The sequence below is a fragment of the Thiohalobacter sp. IOR34 genome (assembly GCF_030406045.1).
In the GTDB taxonomy this organism is placed as follows: Bacteria; Pseudomonadota; Gammaproteobacteria; order Thiohalobacterales; family Thiohalobacteraceae.
The window spans coordinates 2,591,659-2,613,751 of the sequence record NZ_CP128988.1 but is presented as its reverse complement, the minus strand read 5'-3'; the positions used below and the strand labels follow the sequence as shown (position 1 = coordinate 2,613,751).

Below are 22,093 nucleotides of genomic sequence, written 5' to 3'. Positions count from 1 at the left end.
GGTGGCATTACCCGCCGTCGTCAGGCGGAACCTACGATGGCCACGAAACCCGCGAAACCCACGAAAAGATCGATGGCCACGGAATCCACGGAAAGCATTGTAGGAGCGGCCTCCAGGCCGCGATCGGGGGGTATCAACCGAGGCGGCCTCGTCAGGCGGAACCTGGGATGGCCACGAAACCAGCGAAACCCATAAAAAGATCGATGGCCACGGAATCCACGCGCCGCGGCGGTGGCAATCGCGGCCTGGAGACCGCTCCTACGGGTATGGCGGCGAGATTTCTTGTAGGAGCGGCCTCCAGGCCGCGATCGGGGTACGACGGCCACCGCCACGGTTCCGCACGGATTTCGGGTACAATGCCGCGGATGCCCGAACTGCCCCAGATTCTCAGGGTCACGACCCTCGCCCGCAGCCGCCTGTTCGAGATCCAGCAACTGGATCTGCGCTTCTCCAACGGCGTGGAGACGCAGTATGAACGCCTGCGCGGCTCCGGTGCGGGCGCCGTTCTGGTGGTGCCGATGCGGGATGCCGAAACGCTGCTGCTGGTGCGCGAGTACGCCGCTGGCACCGAGCGCTACGAGCTGGGGTTCCCCAAGGGGCGGATCGAGGCCGGCGAGGATCCCCTGGCGACCGCCGACCGCGAGCTGAAGGAGGAGATCGGCTACGGGGCGCGCAAGCTGACGCCGCTGCATTCGGTGACCGTGGCCCCCGGCTATTTCGGCCACCTCACCCATCTGGTGCTGGCCGAGGATCTGTACGAGGAAAGACAACCGGGCGATGAGCCCGAGGACATGGAGATCGTCTCCTGGCCGCTCGCCGAGCTGGATGCGCTGCTGGCGCGGGACGACTTCACCGAGGCGCGCAGTATCGCCGCGCTGTTTCTGGTGCGAGAGAGGATGAAGAACAATGACTGAAACAAAGGATCCCTGCGAGTTGCTGGACGGTGCCAAGGCGCTGGCCGTGGAGGCGGGCCGGAAGATCCTGGAGATCTACGAATCCGACGACTTCGGTGTCGAGGAGAAGGCCGACGAGTCGCCCCTGACCAAGGCCGACATGGCGGCCCACCGGGCCATCGTCGCCGGCCTGGCCAAGCTGACCCCGGACATCCCGGTGCTGTCCGAGGAGTCGGCCAGCATCCCTTTCAGCGAGCGTGCCGGCTGGGACTGGTACTGGCTGATTGATCCGCTCGACGGCACCAAGGAATTCATCAAGCGCAACGGCGAGTTCACGGTCAACATCGCCCTGATCCACGGCCACCGGCCGGTGCTGGGGGTGGTCCATGTGCCGGTGCAGGATCTGACCTATTATGCCTGCGAGGGCGGCGGCGCCTACAAGCAGCAGGACGACCAGCCGCCGCAGCGGATCCGGGTGCGGCCACTCGGCGACGGGCCGGTGATCGTCGCCGGCTCGCGCTCGCACCGCGGCGATTCCCTGAACCGCTTCCTGGAACGGCTCGGCGAGCACGAGATCATCAGCATGGGCAGCGCGCTCAAGCTGTGCCTGGTCGCGGAGGGCCGGGCCGACGTCTATCCGCGCCTGGGACCGACCTCGGAGTGGGACACGGCCGCCGCGCAGTGCGTGGTGGAGGAGGCCGGCGGCAAGGTCACCGGCCTGGACATGGAACCGCTGCCCTACAACACCAAGGATTCGCTGCTCAACCCGCATTTCCTGGTGTTCGGCGACGCCAGCCGGGACTGGTCGCAGTATCTCTAGGCTATCGCGGCCTGGGGACCGCTCCTACACAATGAATCGCGCCGTCATGCCCTGTCTGTAGGAGCGGCGTCCACGCCGCGATTGCCGCCGTGGCGGCGCGAGGATTCCGTGGCCATCAATCTTTTCGTGGATTTCGCGGGTTTCGTGGCCATCGCCGATTCCGCCTGAGAATGGCGGTTGATGCACCTTGATCGCGGCCTGGAGGCCGCTCCTACAAAAAATCGTGCCGCCAGGCCCTGTCTGTAGGAGCGGCGTCCACGCCGCGATTGCCGCCGTGGCGGCGCGAGGATTCCGTGGCCATCGACCTTTTCGTGGATTTCGCGGGTTTCGTGGCCATCGCCGATTCCGCCTGAGAATGGCGGTTGATGCACCTTGATCGCGGCCTGGAGGCCGCTCCTACGCTACTGCCGGCGGGTACCAGCCGCGGCTCAGCCAGCGGGCGGCGAAGGCGAACAGCAGGGCGCCGCTGGCATCGGCCAGCACGTCCAGGGGGTCGGTGACCCGGCCGGGGACGAAGCCCTGGTGCCATTCGTCCGACAGGCCGTAGAGCACGGCGAGCAGGGCGGCGAGCAGGGCCTGGCGGCGGCTGAAGCCGGTCCGGTGCGGTGCCAGGCTGAACAGGTACAGCGCCCCCAGCAGGCCATAGGCGATGGCGTGGTAGAGCTTGTCCTCGCCAGGAAAGTCGAGCGGCATGGAGACGCTGCTCTGGGCGGAGAGCTGGTAGAGAACGATCATCCAGGCCAGGGCCAGGACTGCGCTCAGCGGCCGGACCAGATGGAAGAGCAGCGCGGGCATGCCGGCTTCAGGCGGACTCGGAGTGCCGCGTGGTGGGCGTGGTGCCTTCCGGCTGCAGCAGGGAGAGCAGCTTGGCGACCAGCTTGTTGCCGAAGCCGGGTTCCCTGCCCTCCAGACTGGCCCGGGTGAGCTGGCTGTCGTTGAACAGCACCGGGATGTTCCAGTCGCCGATCAGGTCGCAGAGGGCGCCGGTGCATGCCTCGTTGTCGTCATCCATGTCGATCAGCAGCAGGTCGATGCCGGCCGGATCGAGCTGTTCGCCGGCCAGCGCGTCCAGCGCCAGTTCGGCGGCGACCTCGATGCGGTAGGGGGCGACCAGTTCGCGCAGGTGGCGGCGCAGCTCGGCGGATTCGCCCGCCAGGGCGATGCGCAGCGGCTGTTCCGGCAGCAGTGCCGGATCGGGGCCTTCGGCGGCACACCCTTCGCCCTGCGGCGCCGGCCTGTCGGTCTTGCTCAGGGCGCCGGCCCGGGGCAGGCTCTCGCCGTCCGGCAGCGGGCTGGCCGTCTCCTCCCCGGCCGCGGCCGGGTCGTCGGGCGGCAGTTCGTTCAGCGGATCCGCTGCCGGGAAGATGCCACCGGCCTGTTTCTCCAGCGCCACCTCGTTCATCAGCGCGGCGTCGATGCGTTCGCGCTGCTCGGCGAAACCGTAGACCAGTGCCAGGTCGCAGAGCAGGTTGACCAGCCGCGGCGTGCCGCCGCTGTAATGATGGACCACCTGGCAGGCGCCCTCGGTGAACAGCGCCGGCGAGCCGCCGGCGACCTCCAGCCGGTGGCGGATCAGGCCGCGGGTGTCCTCGGCGGTGAGCGGGGTGAGCTGGTAGTCGACGGCGATGCGCTGGGCGAACTGGGTCAGCTCGGGGCGGCGCAGGGTGGCACGCAGTTCCTCCTGGCCGACCAGGATCACCTGCAGCACCTGGTCCTTGTCGGCATTGACGTTGGACAGCATGCGCAGCTCCTCCAGCGTCTCCGGCGACATGTTCTGCGCCTCGTCGACGATCAGCACGGTGCGCCGGCCGCGGGCGTATTCATCGATCATGAAGTCGACGAAGGCCTGGTACATCTCCACCTTGTCCTTGCCGGCATGTTCCAGGTCGAAGGCGAGCAGGATCCACTGCAGCAGCTCGCCGAAGGACTGGTGGGTGTTGGAGATCAGGCCGACCGTGGTGTCCTGCGCCATGTTGTTGAGCAGATGGCGGATCAGGGTGGTCTTGCCGGTGCCGATGCCGCCGCTGATGACGGTGAAGCCGGCCTGGTTGGCCAGGCCGTATTCGAGCATGGTGAAGGCCATGCGGTGCTTCTTGCTGAAATAGAGAAAAGCCGGATCGGGCAGCAGCGAGAAGGGCTTCTCTTTCAGACCATAGAAGGCTTCATACATGGCTGTGGGTCGGTTGCCCGGGCTCAGGCCGCGACGCTGCCGGACTTGTTGAGCACGGTGCCGAGCACGTTGGTGCTCTCCAGCAGATCGACGGCGCGCTGTGCCTGTTCGGCCTGGGTCTTGCCCTCTTCCAGTACCAGCAGGGCGGCATCGACATAGGGCGAGAAGGCCAGGGCATCGGCCGTCGACAGCACCGGCGGCAGGTCGAAGATGACGAAGCGTTCCGGGTAGCGGTGTTTTAGTTCGTCGACCAGCTTGACCATCTTCGGTGAATTCAGCAGCTCAGCCGAGTTGTGCACCGGACGGCCGGCCGGCAACAGCACCAGGTTGTCCAGCCCTTCCGGATGCAGCAGCAACTCGGGTAGTTCGGCATCGTCGATCAGGTAGTCGCTGAGGCCGGCGCCGGCCTGCAGGCCGAGCTGCTCGTGGATGCTGGGATGGCGCAGGTTGGCATCGACCAGCAACACGGTGTGGCTGACCTCGCGCGCCAGGCTGATGGCCAGGTTGATGGCGGTCAGCGTCTTGCCCTCGTCCTCGCCGGGGCTGGTCACCGCCAGCACGTTCCAGCCGTTCTCCTTCATCCGCTGCAGCACCTGGGTGCTGAGCATCTTGTAGGCGTCGGCGAAGGGACTGTCCTCGACAGCGGTGAGGATGCGGTTCTTCTTCATGATCTCCGGGGACACCGGCGTGACCCGCGTCTGGGTGTAGCTGATGTCGGCGGTGCCGGCCGGACGGGCGGCCTGGCCCTGCGGGGCGGTGGAGCCTGTGCCTGCCTCACCCCGTTCCTTGCGGGCCTTTTCCAGCGCGACCTTGATGCGTTCCATAACAAAAAACCTCTGTAGCGATCCCGATTGTCACCGGCGGCAGCGTTGCCTGTCCGGCAGGATATCGATGCAATGTGGCTGAAGCTTTAATTCCGTTCCTGTAATGCCTGTTTCATCGCGGCGTGGACGCCGCTCCTACCATAAAATTGAGCCGCGTTTTGTAGGAGCGGCGTCCACGCCGCGATCAGCCGCGGGTGGCGTCCAGGCCATCTGGCGGGTGATAGCCACCTCGATCGCGGCCTGGAGGCCGCTCCTACAACAAAATTGAGCCCCGTTTTGTAGGAGCGGCGTCCACGCCGCGATCAGCCACCGGTGGTGGCCAGACCCTCCGGCGGTTGATACCACCTCGATCGCGGCCTGGAGGCCGCTCCTACAACAAAATTTAGCCGCCATGCCCTGTTTTGTAGGAGCGGCGTCCACGCCGCGATCAGCCGCTGGCGGTGGCCAGGTCCTCCGGCGGGTGATACCCACCTCGATCGCGGCCTGGAGGCCGCTCCTACAACAAAATTGAGCCCCGTTTTGTAGGAGCGGCGTCCGCGCCGCGATCAGCCGCTGGCGGTGGCCAGGCCCTCCGGCGGTTGATGCCCACCTCGATCGCGGCCTGGAGGCCGCTCCTACAACAAAATTGAGCGCTGTTTTGTAGGAGCGGCGTCCACGCCGCGATCAGCCGCCGGTGGTGGCCAGGCCCTCCGGCGGTTGATGCCACCTCGATCGCGGCCTGGAGGCCGCTCCTAACGGTAAATCGTGCCGCCAGGCTGCGATTGCCGTCAACCCACCAGATCCATGCCGGTGAGGATGCTGACCTTGCGCAGCGCCCGGAACCAGAGCACGTCCAGCGGCGTGAACAGGAAATGCACCAGCAGTACCGCCGCGATCAGCAGCACCGCCGTGCCGCCGATCAGACGCCACTTGTGGGCGCGGCGCCGTCGCCGCTCCTGGTCGCTTTCCAGATAGGGGATGACCGCCAGCGGCAGGGCGTGCAGCGCGTTGGCCACGCCCTTGCTGCCGCGGATCGAGCTGTCCATGGCCTCGCCGACCGCGGCCATGCCCAGACTGCCGCCCAGCGCCAGCACGAAGCTGAGGAAGACGATCGCCGGCCGGTTGGGCTTGATCGGCTCCTCCGGCAGCGCCGGCGGGTCGATCAGGGTGAAGCGCTCGCCCTTGCTCTCCTGCTCCAACTGCTGGGCGACGCGGGCCTGCATCTCCTTGGCCTTGAGTTCACGGTGTTTGGCGATGGCGTTCTCCAGTTCCCGCTGCAGCGCCGCATAACGTCTCTCGACCTGGGGTGTTTCCACCAGCCGCTTCTCGTACTCGGCCATCTTGAGTTCGAGCTGACGGCGTTTGTCGGCCAGGCTGCGCATCTCATTTTCGGTCTGTTCCAGTTGTGCCTTCATGCTGATATAGGCGGGATTGTCCGGAGCGCGCTGGCTGCTGTCGCTCGCCGGGGTGTCTTTCAGCTTGGCCTGCAGGGCGGCAATGGCCTTCTTCAGCTTGACCACGTCGGGATGCTCGGCGGCATATTTCTTCTGCAGGGTTGCCAGTTCGGTGTGCAGCGAATCGAGTTGTTTCTCCAGCTCGTCGCGATCAACCGTGGTGCCGGTTTCCTGCTCCAGGCCCTCGATCTCGCGCTTGAGGCGGATCACGTCCGGGTGATCGGGCGAGTAGCGGGCGCTGAGGCTGATGTATTCCGTGCGCAGGGCCTTGAGCCGGGCGTCGGGGCTCATGTTGATGTCGTTGCCGTGGGGTTCGAGCTGCTCGAGCTGCGCCTGCAGATAGATCTTGCGGTCCTCCAGGGCACGGAGCTGATTGCCGATGTCGGCGATCTCCCGTTCCGCCCGGTCCATGAGCTGGGTGTTGAGCTGGGTCAGCTCCGGCAGCCGGTTGACGTTCTGTTCCTTGAATTCGGCGAGCTGACTTTCGAGTTGATCGATCTGGGCGTTCAGACGGTTGGCCTCATCGGAGAGGAACTTGAAGGTTTCACTGGCCTTGGTGCTGCGCTCCTTGAGGTTCTCGTTCAGGTAGAGGGTGGTGAGTTCGCTGGCAACCTTCTGGACTTTCTGGGGGTTTTCGCCGTTGTAGGCGATGGAGAAGGCGATGGTGGCCGGCATCGGCCGGCCGGTGCGTGGGTCGATGACCTCGGCGCTGACCATCTCGACTTCGATGTCGTCTCGCATGCGCTCAAGGATTTGTTCGGTGGTTTCCCGTTGCTGCTCGTCCTCGTACAAACCGTATTTTTCGATGATGCCCATCAGATTGGCGCGGGTCATGACCCGCTGGCTGATGCTCTGGATGCGTTGGGTGGCGTAACTGGTGACCGTTGACTGCACCAGTTCCTGGGGCACCTCCTGTTCCTCGATCAGGATGGTGGCCGAGGAGCGGTAGGTCGGCGGCCAGAGCAGGGCCGCGGCGACGCCGAGGGTGAAAATGGCCAGAAAAACGCCCGCGATCATGCCGCGCCGGCGGCGGAAGGCGTCGAGGTAATCAGAGAGGTCTTTGATCTGTTCTTCCATGGGGTTCGATACCACTGTGCCGTGAATACCACTAGATCTTCGGCAACACGCTGTTTTACTTGAGGAGAAATCGTATCGCGTCAGAAAGGCCTGACGGACGATCGTATAATTATCGTGAAACGGCCATTTTAGGCCAGGCATAGACCAGTGTCACGGTCAGGGTGTTGCCGGTGGCGCTGTCCAGCTGGCTTTCGTAGCTCTGCTTGCGGAACCGATAGCTGGTTTTCAGGCGCCAGTCGCGGTCGATCCGCCAGGTGAGACGGGGCTGGAATTCCAGATACTTGCGGTTCAGGTTGCCGATTTCGCTGTCCGTGGCGCTGGTGCGGTACCAGCCCAGCTTGGCTGAGAGGGTGAGTTTCTCCGACAGCCGCCTCTCGGCGGAGAGGCTGAGGCGGTCGCGGACGATCAGGCCGTTGGTGGCGCTGGGCGAGACCGACCGGGTGGCGGAAGCCGACAGCGAGCCGGTCTCGAACCCGTATGCCGTCTGGAGGGTGAACACGGAACCGGTACTGCTGTTGCTGCGGCTTTCCGTCTGTACCGTGAAGGCCAGTGGCGCCAGGGTCACCGGGTCGACGCAGGGGCCGAACAGCAGGGACAGGGGGGAGCTGCGCAGATCCAGGCCGGGGCAGACCAGCAGCCCGACCCGGGTCGTGGTGCGCGTGCGCCGGGCGCCGGCCAGGGCGGAGGCGGACCAGCGTTCACTGAATTCGTGGCTGGCGCCGACCTGAACCTGGGTGGTATCGGAACGCACCGTGTTGCTGCCGTTTTCGTAGCGGGTCTGGCTCAGATTGCCCGTGACCGATGTCTTCGCCGACCAGCGCTGGTTGTACTCCAGGGTCAGGCCCTGGTAGTCGTAGTCGCTGAAATAGGTGTTCTGGTTGTTTTCGTAGCGGATCTGGCTGATGGAGTAGCTGGCCTTGAGCTGGCGGGTCGGATCGAGCATGTAGGACCAGGCGGGGTTCAGGGAACGGCTGGTGCGGCGGATCCGTTCATAGACGATGCCGCTTTCCTCCAGCTCGCTGTCCAGGGTGGTGTCGCGGGTATAGCGGGCGCCCAGGTCCCAGCGGCTGCGCTCGGTGCGGTAATAGGAAGCCAGGTCGAGAAAACTGTCGTTGGTGTCCAGCTCGTCCTTGTCAAAGCGCCTGAAATCGAAGCCGACAGTGCCCTTGACCTGGCTGACCGCCGTCGTGCGCAGAAAGGCCAGTTCCGGTTTCAGTGCGTACTCGGTTGCCGAGATCTCATTGCTCGTGCGCATCCGCAGGTTGTCATCGTAACGCAGCCGGGCCGAGACCATGGGGTCGAGGGCCCATTCGGCGGAGAAACAAGGCGGCGCCAGTGAGCCAAGCAAGACAAGGGTAATCGCTGTGAGGGATTTGGGCATGGTTATCATTTTTTGAGAATCCAGAATCCAGAATCCAGAATCCAGAATCCAGAATCCAGAATCCAGAATCCAGAATCCAGAATCCAGAATCCAGAATCCAGAATTCAGAATTCAGAATTCAGAATCCAGAATCCAGAATCCAGAATTCAGAATTCAGAATTCAGAATTCAGGAGGCAGAAATTGATGTCTGAATTGAGCGCGTATAGGCATCCAACAGTTTGCTGACCTCTTCCAGTTGTTTGTTTGGTAATCCCTCGTCCCAGTAGCCCAGATCCCTGGATAGCAACGTATAATAACGGCATTCTTCCAGCGAGCCCTGGGCGATATTCAAGAAACGAAGTTTGTCTTTCGTGCCGGTTTTCTTGAAACCCTCGGCGATATTGGCAGGTACGGAAATGGCCGCACGCCTGAATTGTGAAGTCAAACCATAGAGTTCATGCTTTGGAAATCCGGCGCTGTGCCGATAGACATCCAGCACCCAACGATGTGCCTTCTGCCAGACGATCAAATCCTGAAACGATCTTGACGGCTTCCTTGCCATCGCCATCCTCCTTATTCTGACTCCTGAATTCTGAATTCTCCAAGCTTTTACGGTACCACCACCACATCCCCCGCCTGCAGAATGATGTTCTGTTCCAGGTTGCGCCCCTTCTCGATGTCGCCGTATTCGAAGGGGATGGCGGACAGCTTGCCATCCGCCTGCCGGCGCAGGATCTTGATCTTGTTCACGGCCGCGTAGGGCGTCATGCCGCCGGCCATGGCCAGCGCCTGGACCACGTCCATATAGCGGTTCATGGGGAACTCGCCCGGCCGGTTCACCTTGCCGATGACATAGACCTTGTTACCCAGCAGTTGGCGGATCTCCACGGTTACGACGGGGTCGGGAATGAAGCGTTCCAGGCGCTTGCTGATCTCGGCCTGGATTGCGGGGACCGTCTTGCCGGCCGCCTCGATCTCGTCGACCAGCGGAAAGGACAGGGCGCCGTCGGGACGGACGACGACCTCACGTTGCAGGCCTTCTTCCTTCCAGACCGAGATGGCGAGGACGTCACCGGGCTGGATGGCGTAGCCCGCTTTGTCCTGGGAAGGGGCGGTGGCGTCAGCCAGTGCGCTGGCGGAAACAAACAGCGCGCCGATGAGCAAGGCGCAAATACGTAAGGTGAATGACATGCGGTGTTCCTGCCGGTGAATCATGGTGGATGGTCCTGTAACTGCCTGAATTTGTTGTTTTTGGCGCGGTCTGTTGGCTAAGGATTGAAACAGAAGCGCCAGAATCCGTCAACACGCAATCGGCCGATGAGGCGCATACTGTAGAAGCAGGTATTGTTCATCAATGTAGGAGCGGCCTCCCGGCCGCGATGAGGAATCCCGCCCAATCGCGGCGTGGACGCCGCTCCTACAGGGGGCACGGTGCCACGATTGATCGTAGGAGCGGCCTCCCGGCCGCGATCAGGAATCCCGCCCCAATCGCGGCGTGGACGCCGCTCCTACGGGGTGCATGGCTGCACGATCGATCGTAGGAGCGGCCTCCCGGCCGCGATTGGGAATCCCGCCAAAATCGCGGCGTGGACGCCGCTCCTACGGGGGCATGGCTGCACGATCGATCGTAGGAGCGGCCTCCCGGCCGCGATCGGGTACCCCGCCAAAATCGCGGCGTGGACGCCGCTCCTACAGGGGGCGCTGCGCCACGATTGATTGTAGGAGCGGCCTCCCGGCCGCGATCAGCCGCGATCAGCCGCGATCGAGGCAGGGAGCGCCGCCCGCCGCGAATGTTCCGGCACATCCGGCAGCCCATAAAAAACGCGGCCCGAAGGCCGCGTTGAATACTGCTTGATGGATGCCCTGGCTTATACCTTGCTCCGCTTCAGGCCAAGAAGGGCCAGCAGCCCGCCGAGCAACCACCATTCCCCATGCTGCAGCGGGTCCACCGGCGCCTTGGCAATACTGCAGCCACTGGTGCTGCTGGACAGGTCTGCGGTTGCCGCTGCGGCATTGGCAACGGCAATTGTGCCCGGGTCGCTGATGATGCCGTTGGTGGCGTCACCATCTGCGTCGTTGGCATCGCCATCGCGCATGGTAAGTCTCAGGCAGTCATCGCCCTCGGTCAGGCCAGATGTATAGGTGGCGCCAACGCAGTTGCCGCCGTTGGTGGAGCTGTCAGCGCTGGCGATGCTGTTATTAGCGTCTTCAGTGAAGGTTACCCAACCGGAGGCCGAGGTGTATTTGCGGTAGACCGCATCGGAGGGGATGGCGACACCGAGGGGGAGTATGACCGATTCCGAGCAGCCGGCGCTGCCGCAGTTGATCTTGAAGTCGAAGACGCTGCCCACTGATGTGTAACCGTCATCGGTGGGGAGTGTCGAGGTGGCATGGTAATTGTTTACCGCGCTGCCACCAAAGTCGCCGCTGGCCAGGGTGCCGGTGCCAACCACGGTAACACTGCCGGGTACCGAGAGGGTGCCTTCCATGTACAGGCTGTAGGGTACACCGCCGAAACCCGAGACATCACCCACTGGTACATGGGCATCGTAAGTCAGCTTGAAATACACGCCATCAGCACAGGCTGTCTTGGTGGTGAAGGCGCTGTCCGAATAACAGGTCAGGGTTGCAATGCCTGTATCCGTGGAGAAGTTGGCGGTATCACCGCCCATGTTGATGTCTTCGATGCCGTTCCAGTCCACGGCCCAGCCGGTCATCCCCAGCGTGGCATTGCCGGCACCATCGTCCGACAACACTGTGACGGCGCTGGTGGTATTGTGCATGCCGCTGTTGCCAAAGAAGTTCCAGGCATAGTCGATGGTGGTGGTCTCGGAACCGGTTGGCAGGCCACTGTGGCTCTGGCCGACCGTTTCCTGGGTCTGACCGATGATGAGGCCAGCATTGATGATGATCGGTGTTCTCTCGCTGTCGGAGACGCTGCCGTTGCCGTCGCTGTCCATGGAGAACCAGCTTCCGGTGGTGGTGGTGACGCTGTACAGGCAGTCAGTGACATTGTTGACATAGGTGCCGCCAAGGACGCATTGCTTGGCACCGCTGGTGAACTGCAGCACGCTGCCGCTGGTCAGGGCAGCCTGGGCTGCCGGGGTTGCAAGGCCGCCGAGCAGCAGGCCGATGGCGCTGGCGAGCGCCGCGTTTCTCGTGTTGGTATGAATCAGCATTCTGTTTCTCCTCCGCCAAATTCTTTATAGATATGTTCCGAGGGCATCAAGCCCCGATGTCCCGGGGCGGCTGGCATGCAGGCCTCAGAAATAATAGGCATAGCTGGCGCCTACCGAGTTCTGGTACATCTCGATCTCGCCCTGGGTGCCGATATAGGTAGGCCCCTTCTGTTTGAATTTGAAGGCGTGGACATACGAGAAGCTGACCTCACTGTTGTTGCTGGGCCGGTAGCTTGCGCCGAGGGTGAGGTGATGCTGGGTCGTTGCCGGAGCTACGATATTGAACAGCACGGCACCTTCTTTTTCTGGGATGGGGCTCTTGGCATAGTTCCAGCCTGCGCGGAAGCTCCACTCCTTGCTGTAGTCGTAATTGATGCCCAGCTTGTAGGCAGTCTGGTTTTCCCAGCCAAAGCCGAGGCCCTTGTCGTTACCCAGGGCATAAGTGTCGCGGTCGCCATTGATGAACGGTGAACCACCGCCCGTGGTCACCGGGCCGGGGTTGCTGACCGCTGGGATCTGGGAATAGAAGATGCGCGTGATGTCCATGGCCACGGTCAGCTTCTTGTTGACCTTGTAGGCGGCGCCGAAGCCGAGGATTGGCGGGGTGTCGAAGTTGCCCTGTTCGGCGAACAGATCCTTGTATTTCTCGAACTTGGTCATGTAGACCTTGGACGAGGCGCTGGCGCCGAGGGTCAGTTTCTTTTTCATGAATTTGCCCAGCCAGCCGATGCGCACCCCCGCGCCGTAGGCCCAGTCGTTGCCGCGTGCCGGCAGCGGCAACTGATCCTTGGTGAACTGGGCGAACTGGTCCAGACCAAAGGCGCGGAAGGTCTGCACGCTCATGATCAGCGAGGCGCCGATGCTGTGGTTCTTGGAGGCGCGGAAGGCGATGGTGGGGTTCATCTGCATCACCATCAGGTTGACGCCCAGGGTCTTGTTGGGATCCTTGCCAGCGTCGGTCAGGTTGTACAGGTTGCGGTTGTAACGGCTGCCGCCGCCGCCGGCGCCCACGGCCGAGAAGCCGAAGCTCAGCTTGCGGTTGAAGCGCATGGCGCCACCCATGTTGGGGATCAGGAAGGTGTTGGCGCGGCTGGGTTCCCATTCGATATCGCCGGTATGACTCACGATGGAGGCGTTGGCCATGGGCCTGAAATAGTCGGCGCCTACGTCGATGCGGGTGTTGAAGGCGCGGATCGCGGCCGGATTGACTGCGCCGGCCAGCGAATCCTGCGGGAAGGCGATGGCGGCGCCACCCACGCCGCGGGCCTTGGTCCCGAAGCCGATCATGAACATGCCGTTGGTGGCAAAGCTGGCGGTTGGGGTGGCGGTGCCCGCCACCAGCATCGCGGCCAGCAGGGGTTTGACTGCATGCTTCATAAGGGTACTCCTCCGTTCGTGCGTTTGTGTTTTTTTGGCGGTTGGTGCGACAGCGCCGTATCCGTCGTATCCCTGGCCAGCCGCTCGTTCCTGCATGGCATCTTTGCCGGGACGACCGCATTGTGTTCTTGTCAAGGAATCAGCGGTGCATGCAGAGCGCGCTACGCAGTGAGACCGCGTTGGTATCCCGGTCCTGCATTTTGCTATGGGCCTGGCTGCGGCTGCCTGATGCAGAATGCGGGAATGTTGGCGAGTGGTTTTGGCTTTGTCAAGGTCGACCGGTCAGCGGCGGGTCGGCTTCGGTGCCAGATTCATTCCGGGGGCTCGGTCCCGTAAACGGACAGCATGATAGGTGGAGGGTGAGGGCCCGTCATGTGTTCAGTGGGAGAGCCGTCGCGGGGCTGTTTCGAAGGTCAGGGTGGAAGAAAGGCCGACGGGTTCACAAGAGAGCTGCAATCGCGGCGTGGACGCCGCTCCTACAGGGGGCATGGCGGCACGATTGATTGTAGGAGCGGCCTCCAGGCCGCGACAGGGGTACCACCAATCGCGGCGCGGCCGCCGCTCCTACGTGGGGCATGGCGGCACGATTGATTGTAGGAGCGGCCTCCAGGTCGCGACAGGAGTGCCATCCAATCGCGGCGTGGCCGCCGCACCTACAGGGGCATGGCGGCACGATTTGGCTGTAGGAGCGGCCTCCAGGCCGCGACAGGAGTACCACCCAATCGCGGCGTGACCGCCGCTCCTACGGAGGGCATGGCGGCACGGTTTGGCTGTAGGAGCGGCCTCCAGGCCGCGATCAGGAATCCCGCCCCAATCGCGGCTTGGCCGCCTCCCCCGCAGGGGCTTCCGCGGGCGACCGGCCAAGCCGCCTTGCCAGCTCCGTCTTGAGAATCGAACCCCTGGCGCAATATCCGGGTGAGGCGGCGCCTGTCAGGGTGTCGGAATTCTTTATTTTCGCTAGTTGCCCCGGATTATTGCACAGAATGCTTGCAACCACATGATATTTAAATAATTTATTATGAAGCGGGGGCGGAGTCGCCGACGGCGTGGATGCCGGAATATTTTACAATTCGTTGTGCGCGGCTTCCTGGCGCAGGGTCCGGGTTTCTGCCAACTACCGGTAATGAAAGGAATTTGTCTCTCCTGGCACGGGGGTTGCAGAGAACCGGGGGCGCATCCGTGTCATGGCTCGAACACTCAAACGCGGCCGGCAGGATGCATAACAACATGTTCAACTCAAGACTTTCCTGTTTGGAGGAGTTCCAAGATGACGATGAACAAGACTCTGATGGCTTCCGCAGTCGCCCTGGCCATGGGTGCCGGCGTGAGCATGGGCGCCCAGGCGGCCACCCTCAACTTCACTGCCGGCGCCAAGGCTTGTGTGCTGGGTGTAGACACAACCACCGCCACTGGCTGTCTGTACGATGTGACCACGACCAACGGTTCCTGGTTCTCCATGGACGCTGATGGCTCCGGCAGTGTTTCCGATTCCGAAAAGACGCCTATTGCGCCCTTCAACGGCGTGATCGTCGACGGCGTGACCACCCAGGCCGCCAGCGATTCCCACTCGGGTGAGCCGGACGGCAGCGAAAACCCGGACATCGACGACCCCTGGTCGTTCTTCGGCAACACCGGCATGCACCAGACCACCTCGCCCATCTCCGTGGTCTCCAATGACGGCGCCGGCACGGTTGAGCTGGACTTCACCGGCTGGGACGTGACCTGGAACGGCATTGCTTCCATTCCCATGGGTGGCGATACTGCCAACTTCGCTAGCGACACCGGTATCGCCGTGATGACCTGCGGTGTCGATTGCGGCGACGGCGACACCTTCGTGCTGGACTATGCTGCCCACGTGCCGCTGGGTGATGCCTCCGGTTTCGGTGGCGTGGCCTACGCGCTGCACCTGGAAGGCACCATCTCCGGCACCCTGCCCGCGGTGTCCGCGGTGCCTGTCCCGGCCGCGGTCTGGCTGTTCGGCTCCGGCCTGGTCGGCCTGGTCGGCGTGGCCCGGCGCAAGAAGTCGGCCTGATGGCTTGATCGTCGCCCTTTCCCGGTGAGATGAGAGGAATCCGCCGATGACTGAATCGCGGAGACCATCGCCGAGCGGGAGAGCAAGCGACACTGCCTGACTGAAGGGCGGACGGGCAGGGCCCGCCCGCCCTTCTTTTTCATCGGGTTCTTTTTGCCTGGTTTCCTGACGGGCGGACGCGGACAGGACGCGTTCCGCGACCGGGAGCCGCGTGTGGATAAATAATACCAACAGGCAATCGCATTGCCGGCCCGGCGGCACGAGGGAACGCCGGGGACGATAGGTTAGGAGGAGTCTTCAATGAAAACGACGAACACAAGGGCGGCGCTGCTGATCGGGGTTGCGGGTGCGGCGGTCGCACAGGGCGTGCTGGCTGCGCCGGCGGTGTGGGTCGAGCCGGTTGCAGGCGGCGAGATCCGCTTCTATGACTGGGGCTACAGCGGGCCGCAAGGGCAGACGGCCGCCGAGTTTGCCTACAACACCTTCGATGGCCCGAGGCAGATCCAGCACGTGGTGACCACCGGGCCGGACCGGTTGACGCCGGACGCGCCGCAACTGATCCGCGAGGATCTCAACTACGACACGTTCTACTGGGACGCCAACATGGACTCCCAGGTCAATTTCTACGACTGGGGTTATACCACCGTCGCGGGTTCGACCTTCAACAACATGCAGATCGACGCGGACGGCGATTACTATGTGGCCCGTAACGACATGCAGTTCGCCTGGTACGGCAGCTTCGACTACCAGTACGCGGGCGATCCCGCTGTCGATCCGACCAGCCTCTACGCGGGGACCAGCGACGGGGTGTATGCCACCAACATCCAGTTCCAGCCCTATGCCCTGTCGGACGCCACCGGCTGGTGCGGCTCGGTGACGACCTCCAATCCCGGTTCGCTGGAGGCCATGGCCGGGCAGGTGACCTTCGACTTCGGCTTCGAGGCCTTTCTGCCGACCACGGGCACGGGTGACAATGGCGTCTGGGATCCGGGCGAGGGCTCGATGCAGATCGTGCAGGATTTCGTCATGCGCAGCTACGGCAGCCTGGAAGTGGACGTCAACGGCAGGCTGTATCAGGCCGATGCCGTGGTCAACAACACCAGCCCGCTGGACAGCACCGTGGAACTCGATGCCAATGGCGACCCGGTGCTGATCACGGTGCCGGTGCTGAACCTGGATGGCACGCCCGCCCTTGACGCCAACGGCAATCCGCGCACCATGACGGTGCCCAAGAAGACCGTCGGTGGCGGCGGCGTGGATCAGAATTTCTACAACAAGGTGTCCTTCATGGGAGGGGGCGTGGTGCCCGATGGTGTCTGGGTGCAGCTTGCCGACCCCAATGCGCCGAAGAGCAACGACAACATTCTCGCCGTGCTGGATGCGGCGGATATCGTGGATGCCGATGGAGACGGGGTGGACGACAACAACCCGAACATCATCTGGCACCAGAACAGCTTCGCCGGCTATGGCTTCCTGCTGCGCGCCGATGGCATCCGCATCATCGACGCCATGGACTACAGCCTCTACAGCGACCTGAGCAACGTGCCCTACGTGACCAATGGCGTGGCCTACAACTATGACGAGAACGGCAATCTGACGGCGATCGCCGATCTGAGCGCCGTGCCGGTGCCGGCCGCCGTCTGGTTGTTCGGTTCGGGTCTGCTCGGTCTGGTCGGTGTGGCCCGGCGGAAAGGAAACTGAGGCCCCCTGTGGAATAACAAGAAGGGCCATCGTGAGGAAGATTGCAACAGGGCGGGTGGGCGACCTCCGCCCTGTTGTGCCTTTCAGCGGGAAATTTCCACCTGTTGCTATCAAACAGGGGTGATTCCGGCAGGCGGAAAGGCTACCGATCGAAAAAACACATAATGATTATCATGGAGGAGACGGCAATGATGGAAGCAGGCAGAAAATGGAAAAACTGGGTGCCGGGCGGGCTGTTGCTGGCCTCGACGCTGATGGGCGGGCAGGCCCAGGCGGTCTCGGTGGATATTGCCAGCCTTACCGTGGACAGCTTCAGCCTCGGCGTGACCATCGATGGAGACGGTACCTACGATTGGGGCGGCACCCTGGCCGAGCCGATCCTGATCCAGATGGGGGTCTATCAGGATCCCATCGTGGAGTGGGGTACGTCGGGATCGGGTTCCTATGCCAAGATCTATGCAACGGCGGCCAATGGGGCGCCGCCACCGAACGGGACGGTGGACTTCGATCTCGGCACCATCGACGTTGATTTCACATCGGTCTATGCCAATGCCGAGATCAACGCTTACAGCCTGACGCTCGGCCCGGTCGGCAATCTCTCCGGCAGCAGTACGCCGCCGGACGGTTACACGCTGGACTGGAACTCGACCTGGAACGTTTCGTTGGGCGGTGGTGGAGGCGGAGGCATTCATCCCATGACCGCCAGCATGGATGGCGCTTGGCGGTGCAGCGAATGTGGCTCGAATGGAGGCGATCTGAGCGGGACGGTCAGTCTGGTCTTTTCCGGCACAGTCACCCCGGTGCCGGTGCCCGCTGCGATCTGGTTGTTCGGCTCCGGACTCCTTGGCTTGGCGGGTATGGCCCGCAGAGCCTAGCCCGGATATCGCACCAAGGCGGCGCGCATGATCGGAGTGCAGACTGACATACAAGGCCGGGAGGCTCGCAAATGGTTCCTCACTGCGGGGTACGGTTTGTGCCTATTCGATTGACTCCGGGCATCCTGCCCTCCGCCCTTCGGGCCAGCCTTGCGGCTGTTCAAAATCGCTCCCGGCGATTTTGTCAGGACGCATCTGGCTGCGCATCCCGGCCGATCGCCCTTGAACCATAGCTACGGCTATGCTTCTGCGGGTGATCGACCAAGCTGCTTTGCCAGCTCCGCCCTGAGAATCGAATCCTTGGTGCAATATCCGGGCTAGGGGGCACGGCTTGAAACAGTAGGGTGGGCAACGCCCGCCGCCACTGTTGCAGGGCAAGGAAGGTCCGCCGCCGCCAGCAGCGTAACGATAACAATAAGATAAGGCGACCATGAACCCACGTCAGCTCTGTGCTTGTCTTGCCCTCTGTGCTGTGGGGATGGCGCAGGCGGCGCCGGCAGTGGCCGGCGCGGTGCATACCGACCGCCTGCGCCATCTCGTACAGCGCATGGAACAGGCGCCGCTGGCAGAGCGCCAGCAACAGGTGACCGTCATTCTGGAGACCCGGCTGGACAACGCCATCAGGGGGATGATCGCAGCGGCTGGCGGCAAGCTGCGCTTCAGTTCCCGTGATCGCCACGAAATCCGCCTTCCCACCGGCCGGTTGTCGCGGCTGCTGGCCCGGCTTCCCGCCGGTGCCTTTGTCCGCCTGCCCTGGCCGAGCGAGGCACTGGCGGTGACCAGTCAGGGGGTGGCGCTGACCGGTGCAGGCGACATGCAGGTGCTGGGCACCGATGGGGCGGGTATCAAGGTGGGCATCATCGATCTGGGTTTTTCCAGCTATACCTCCGCCCAGGCCTCCGGCGATCTGCCCGCCAATCTCACCATCACCGACTACACCGGCAATGGCACCGGCGGCACCAATCATGGCACCCAGGTGGCGGAGATCGTCCATGACATGGTGCCAGGAGCGGAGCTCTATCTGGCCCGGGTCGCTACCAGCCTGGAACTGGAACAGGCGGTCAATGACATGATCGCGGCCGGGGTACGGGTCATCAACCATTCGGTGGCCTGGTATGGCGCGGCCTTCTATGATGGCACCGGCTCGATCTGCGCGGTGGCCGACAGCGCCGAGCAGAATGGCGTGCAGTGGATCAATGCGGCCGGCAATTCCCGCAACAAGCACTACCTGGGAACCTTCAGTGACGCCGACGGCGACCTGCGGCACGAGTTTGCAGCGGGCCAGAACTACAACAGTATCGACCTGACGGCGGGCAAGACGCTGACCCTGGTCCTGAACTGGGACGCCTACCCCGCGACGGACGTCGATTACAATCTCTACCTGTATGACGGCGATCCGGATGCCGGCGGTGCCCTGGTGGCGAGTTCCGAGAATCGCCAGGTCGGGAATTCATCCAGCTATCCCTATGAATCGCTGAGCTACACGGCGGCTGTGACGGGTACCCATTATATCGTGGTCACCAAGAACCGCAGTTCCACCGCGGATCTGCCGCTGACGCTCTTTTCGCTGGGCCCGGGCCTGGCGACGAAGACCCGGGCCAGCAGTATCGCGCAGCCGGCGGATTGCTATTCGGTCATAGCGACCGGTGCCGCCGATCTGACGGACGCCGCCGAGGGTTTCAGTTCCGAGGGTCCGAGTACCGATGGCCGGGCCAAGCCGGAAGTGACCGGGCCGGACCGGGTGCAGACCTCACTCAGCAGCAGCTTTGCCGGCACCTCTGCCGCCTCGCCGCATGTGGCCGGGGTGGCTGCGCTGTTGCTGGCGCAGGAGCCGACGCTGACCACGGCGCAGTTGCGAACCCGCCTGATCGACGCCACCCACGACATTGCGGCAGCGGGGTTCGATTACCGGACCGGCTATGGACGGAGCAGCCTGGATGCCGACGGCGACGGCTTCAATCATGACGATGACAACTGTCCCCTGATCGCCAATCCCGGCCAGGAAGACCTGGACGGCGACGGCCTGGGGGATGCCTGTGATCCCGATATCGACGGCGACGGCCTCAACAACAGCGATGAAGCGGCACTCGGCACCGATCCACTCGTGCCCGACACGGACGGCGACGGCCTTGATGATGGCGATGAAGTAAACCAGTACAGCACCAATCCCCTCGATCCGGACACGGATGGCGATGCCCTGACCGACGGCGAGGAGGTGATCACCTATGGCACCGACCCGAACCGTTCCAATACCGGTGATCTGGCGCCCAGTGGCGCACCCGATGGGGCAGTGAACACGGCCGACCTGCTGGTCCTGTTCCGGCTGATCGAGGGGCAGGCCGCACCGACGGCCTACGAACAGACAGTGGGGGATGTGAATTTTGATGGTGTCCTGGATGTCCGGGATGCCTTGTTGCTCAGGCGAACACTGGGATATTGAAAATGAAATATGCTGCCGGTTACCTTGCTGCCTTTTTCCTGCTTCTGCAGGGTTGCACCAGCGTCAACACCTTCCCGACCATTGCCCGCGCCGGTGATACCGTCTCGGTCATGGTGGGCGGCACCGAGAAGGCGCGCAAGGATACCATCGCGGTCACACTGACCGATGTCAATGGCCAGACATGGGATCTGCAGGCCCTGGGGCTGGTGCGCTCGGTGTTCAACCTGCGGCCGGATGGCAGGGCGGTGGGCCTGCATTATTCCGATTACCTGGATACCTATATATCCTGGTCCGAGGGGCACGAGCCGGTGCAGACGGTGCTGGTAGCGAACCTCCCTCCGGATGTGCCCGCGGGTATTGCCTATCTGACGGTCGATGCCGGGGTCGATGACGACAGTTCCGGCGTCACGGCTCCGTTCACCGTTAATCTGGAAATCATCGCTGGCGCGGGTAGTTCTGACGATTTCCTGCGGCAGGATGCGTTTTCCGGTAATGTGCCTGCCGACTTTGCCAGGCTTGAACCCGCACCACATGCAAAGATCAGTTTCGGCATCACGGACGGGGTGGTCATCGGTGCTGCATCACTGGTGGTCGATTTCGACGAAACCGTTGTCAATCCGGCTGACATCAATATATATGTCCCGGAATCGACGGTCCGTGGCTCGGTCGTGGATCCGGGCGCTTTTGGCAAGACGCAGCGCATGGTCTACTGGCGGCAGGATGGGCAGCAGCTCTATATTGATGTGATTGCGCCACAAGGGATCAATCAAGCCTATCTGGCGGTATATATTGTTCATCCGCCGGGTTTGTCAGGAGATCCCGCTTTTTCCATGGCCAGCGCCAGGATCTATGACGTGGATGGCAATGAGATCGTTCATGTGCCAACTTTGGAATATTTCCCATAGTATTTTCCTTGGCAGTGATTCCTCCCATGCCAAGAGGGTCGTGTCTGAATGGATGCCAGGATGGAGTGGTTGATATGGAGAAAAACAGCTAGGGCGTGTTAACACTAATCAGTGCGTCGACAATCAGTGCGAAATGAATGAAGAAGATGAAAACGCAATCCAGTTTGTCGAATCGCGAGAAGATCCGGCGAAAACCCTTCAGCCGACGAAACAGCCGTTCGACCTCGTTGCGTTTCTTGTACATCTCTTTGTCATATTCCCACACGCTCAGCCGATTGTTTTTGGGCGGGACGACAGGAAGCATTTCAAGTTCCAATACCAACTGGCGCGTTTCATCGCCTTCGTAGGCTTTGTCCATAATGACATGCGTCCCCTCCCATCCTTTATTTTCAAGGGTTTTCAGCAGCTTTCTTCCCTCCGGCGCATCACCTGCCTGACCAGGAGAAAGCGAGAACGTCACGGCTGTTCTGGCGTCAGCCGCAACCATGTGAATTTTGGTTGTCCAGCCCGCGCGCGATTTACCAATCGATTGTGGACCGTTTTTTTAATGCGCCCGTTCCATCAGGATGCACTTTGACAGCTGTGCTATCGAGCGATACATGATCCACCTGAATGTTGATGACATCGTTTTCCTGCAGTGCGGCGAACACATGATCCAGGACGCCTTTCTTGGCCCACCGGTTGGCGCGCGTGTAAATCGTATGCCAATTGCCGAACTTTTTCGGTAATCCTCGCCATTTGCAGCCGTGTTCCGCGACATACAAAATGGCATTGAGTACCTGTAAATTGGATATGGAAACGTTACCCCGCTGTTTTGGCAGTAACTTTTCGATGACTTTGAATTCTGCTGATGTAATTTTCATGGATGTAGTATATCAGCATTAGTGTTAACACGCCCTAACAGCCTGCTAACCCGGATATTGCACCAAGGCGGCGCGCATGATCGGAGTGCAGGCTGACACACAAGGCCGGGAGGCTTGCAAATGGCTCCTCACGGGAACGCATC

The 22,093-nt window shown here is 62.5% G+C and carries 17 protein-coding genes; 7 read left to right on the top strand and 10 right to left on the bottom strand.

All coding sequences use genetic code 11. The features are described 5' to 3' along the window. Positions 1-365 precede the first annotated feature (365 nt). Together nudE and cysQ are read left to right on the top strand one after the other, a co-directional pair. Entirely contained in the window at positions 366-914 is a 549-nt protein-coding gene (gene nudE, locus QVG61_RS12105; protein ID WP_289930897.1) for an ADP compounds hydrolase NudE, read from the top strand. Next, a complete protein-coding gene (gene cysQ, locus QVG61_RS12100; protein ID WP_289930896.1) occupies positions 907-1,713 on the top strand; it encodes a 3'(2'),5'-bisphosphate nucleotidase CysQ in 807 nt (268 codons plus the stop codon). The genes nudE and cysQ overlap by 8 nt, the downstream gene beginning before the upstream one ends. A 396-nt stretch (positions 1,714-2,109) precedes the next feature. On the opposite strand, the gene QVG61_RS12095 is transcribed toward cysQ, so the two are convergent. From QVG61_RS12095 to QVG61_RS12055, 9 genes are all read right to left on the bottom strand, one after another. Continuing rightward, positions 2,110-2,508: a VanZ family protein gene (locus tag QVG61_RS12095; RefSeq protein ID WP_289930895.1), complete on the bottom strand. Its 399-nt coding sequence runs from the start codon at positions 2,506-2,508 to the stop codon at positions 2,110-2,112. A 7-nt stretch (positions 2,509-2,515) separates the two neighbouring features. Further along, positions 2,516-3,883: an AAA family ATPase gene (locus QVG61_RS12090; protein ID WP_289930894.1), complete on the bottom strand. Its 1,368-nt coding sequence runs from the start codon at positions 3,881-3,883 to the stop codon at positions 2,516-2,518. A 23-nt stretch (positions 3,884-3,906) separates the two neighbouring features. Continuing rightward, on the bottom strand, positions 3,907-4,707 hold the full coding sequence (locus tag QVG61_RS12085; protein ID WP_289930893.1) for a CpsD/CapB family tyrosine-protein kinase: 801 nt from the start codon (positions 4,705-4,707) through the stop codon (positions 3,907-3,909). 767 nt (positions 4,708-5,474) lie between these two features. Continuing rightward, positions 5,475-7,217 (bottom strand): Wzz/FepE/Etk N-terminal domain-containing protein, encoded by a 1,743-nt coding sequence (locus tag QVG61_RS12080; protein ID WP_289930892.1) that lies wholly within the window; start codon positions 7,215-7,217, stop codon positions 5,475-5,477. A gap of 109 nt (positions 7,218-7,326) precedes the next feature. Beyond that, complete coding sequence (locus QVG61_RS12075) at positions 7,327-8,472, bottom strand: hypothetical protein (RefSeq protein WP_289930891.1); 1,146 nt, start codon at positions 8,470-8,472, stop codon at positions 7,327-7,329. 293 nt (positions 8,473-8,765) lie between these two features. Beyond that, positions 8,766-9,140 carry a four helix bundle protein gene (locus QVG61_RS12070; protein WP_289930890.1) on the bottom strand — a complete coding sequence of 125 codons (375 nt, stop codon included), beginning with the start codon at positions 9,138-9,140 and terminating at the stop codon, positions 8,766-8,768. 47 nt (positions 9,141-9,187) lie between these two features. After that, on the bottom strand, positions 9,188-9,769 hold the full coding sequence (locus tag QVG61_RS12065) for a polysaccharide biosynthesis/export family protein (protein ID WP_289930889.1): 582 nt from the start codon (positions 9,767-9,769) through the stop codon (positions 9,188-9,190). Positions 9,770-10,446: 677 nt separating this feature from the next. After that, on the bottom strand, positions 10,447-11,757 hold the full coding sequence (locus QVG61_RS12060) for a hypothetical protein (RefSeq protein ID WP_289930888.1): 1,311 nt from the start codon (positions 11,755-11,757) through the stop codon (positions 10,447-10,449). Between the two features lie 84 nt (positions 11,758-11,841). Next, entirely contained in the window at positions 11,842-13,134 is a 1,293-nt protein-coding gene (locus QVG61_RS12055) for an outer membrane protein transport protein (RefSeq protein ID WP_289930887.1), read from the bottom strand. Positions 13,135-14,401: 1,267 nt separating this feature from the next. Between QVG61_RS12055 and QVG61_RS12050 the strand changes: the two genes are divergently transcribed. From QVG61_RS12050 to QVG61_RS12020, 5 genes are all read left to right on the top strand, one after another. Next, on the top strand, positions 14,402-15,166 hold the full coding sequence (locus QVG61_RS12050) for a VPLPA-CTERM sorting domain-containing protein (protein ID WP_289930886.1): 765 nt from the start codon (positions 14,402-14,404) through the stop codon (positions 15,164-15,166). 300 nt (positions 15,167-15,466) lie between these two features. Next, positions 15,467-16,867 (top strand): VPLPA-CTERM sorting domain-containing protein, encoded by a 1,401-nt coding sequence (locus QVG61_RS12045; protein WP_289930885.1) that lies wholly within the window; start codon positions 15,467-15,469, stop codon positions 16,865-16,867. Between the two features lie 164 nt (positions 16,868-17,031). After that, on the top strand, positions 17,032-17,742 hold the full coding sequence (locus QVG61_RS12040) for a VPLPA-CTERM sorting domain-containing protein (protein WP_289930884.1): 711 nt from the start codon (positions 17,032-17,034) through the stop codon (positions 17,740-17,742). A gap of 430 nt (positions 17,743-18,172) precedes the next feature. Beyond that, positions 18,173-20,182, top strand: coding sequence for a S8 family serine peptidase (locus QVG61_RS13675; protein WP_354671166.1), 2,010 nt, complete (start codon positions 18,173-18,175; stop codon positions 20,180-20,182). A gap of 2 nt (positions 20,183-20,184) precedes the next feature. Beyond that, positions 20,185-21,087, top strand: a complete 903-nt coding sequence (locus tag QVG61_RS12020) for a hypothetical protein (RefSeq protein WP_289930883.1) — start codon at positions 20,185-20,187, stop codon at positions 21,085-21,087. A gap of 88 nt (positions 21,088-21,175) precedes the next feature. Here QVG61_RS12020 and QVG61_RS12015 read toward each other — a convergent pair. Beyond that, a protein-coding gene (locus QVG61_RS12015; RefSeq protein WP_289930882.1) for an IS5 family transposase occupies positions 21,176-21,950 on the bottom strand; the annotation gives its coding sequence in 2 pieces (ribosomal slippage) (positions 21,176-21,632 and positions 21,631-21,950; 777 coding nt in all). Between the last annotated feature and the right edge of the window lie 143 nt (positions 21,951-22,093).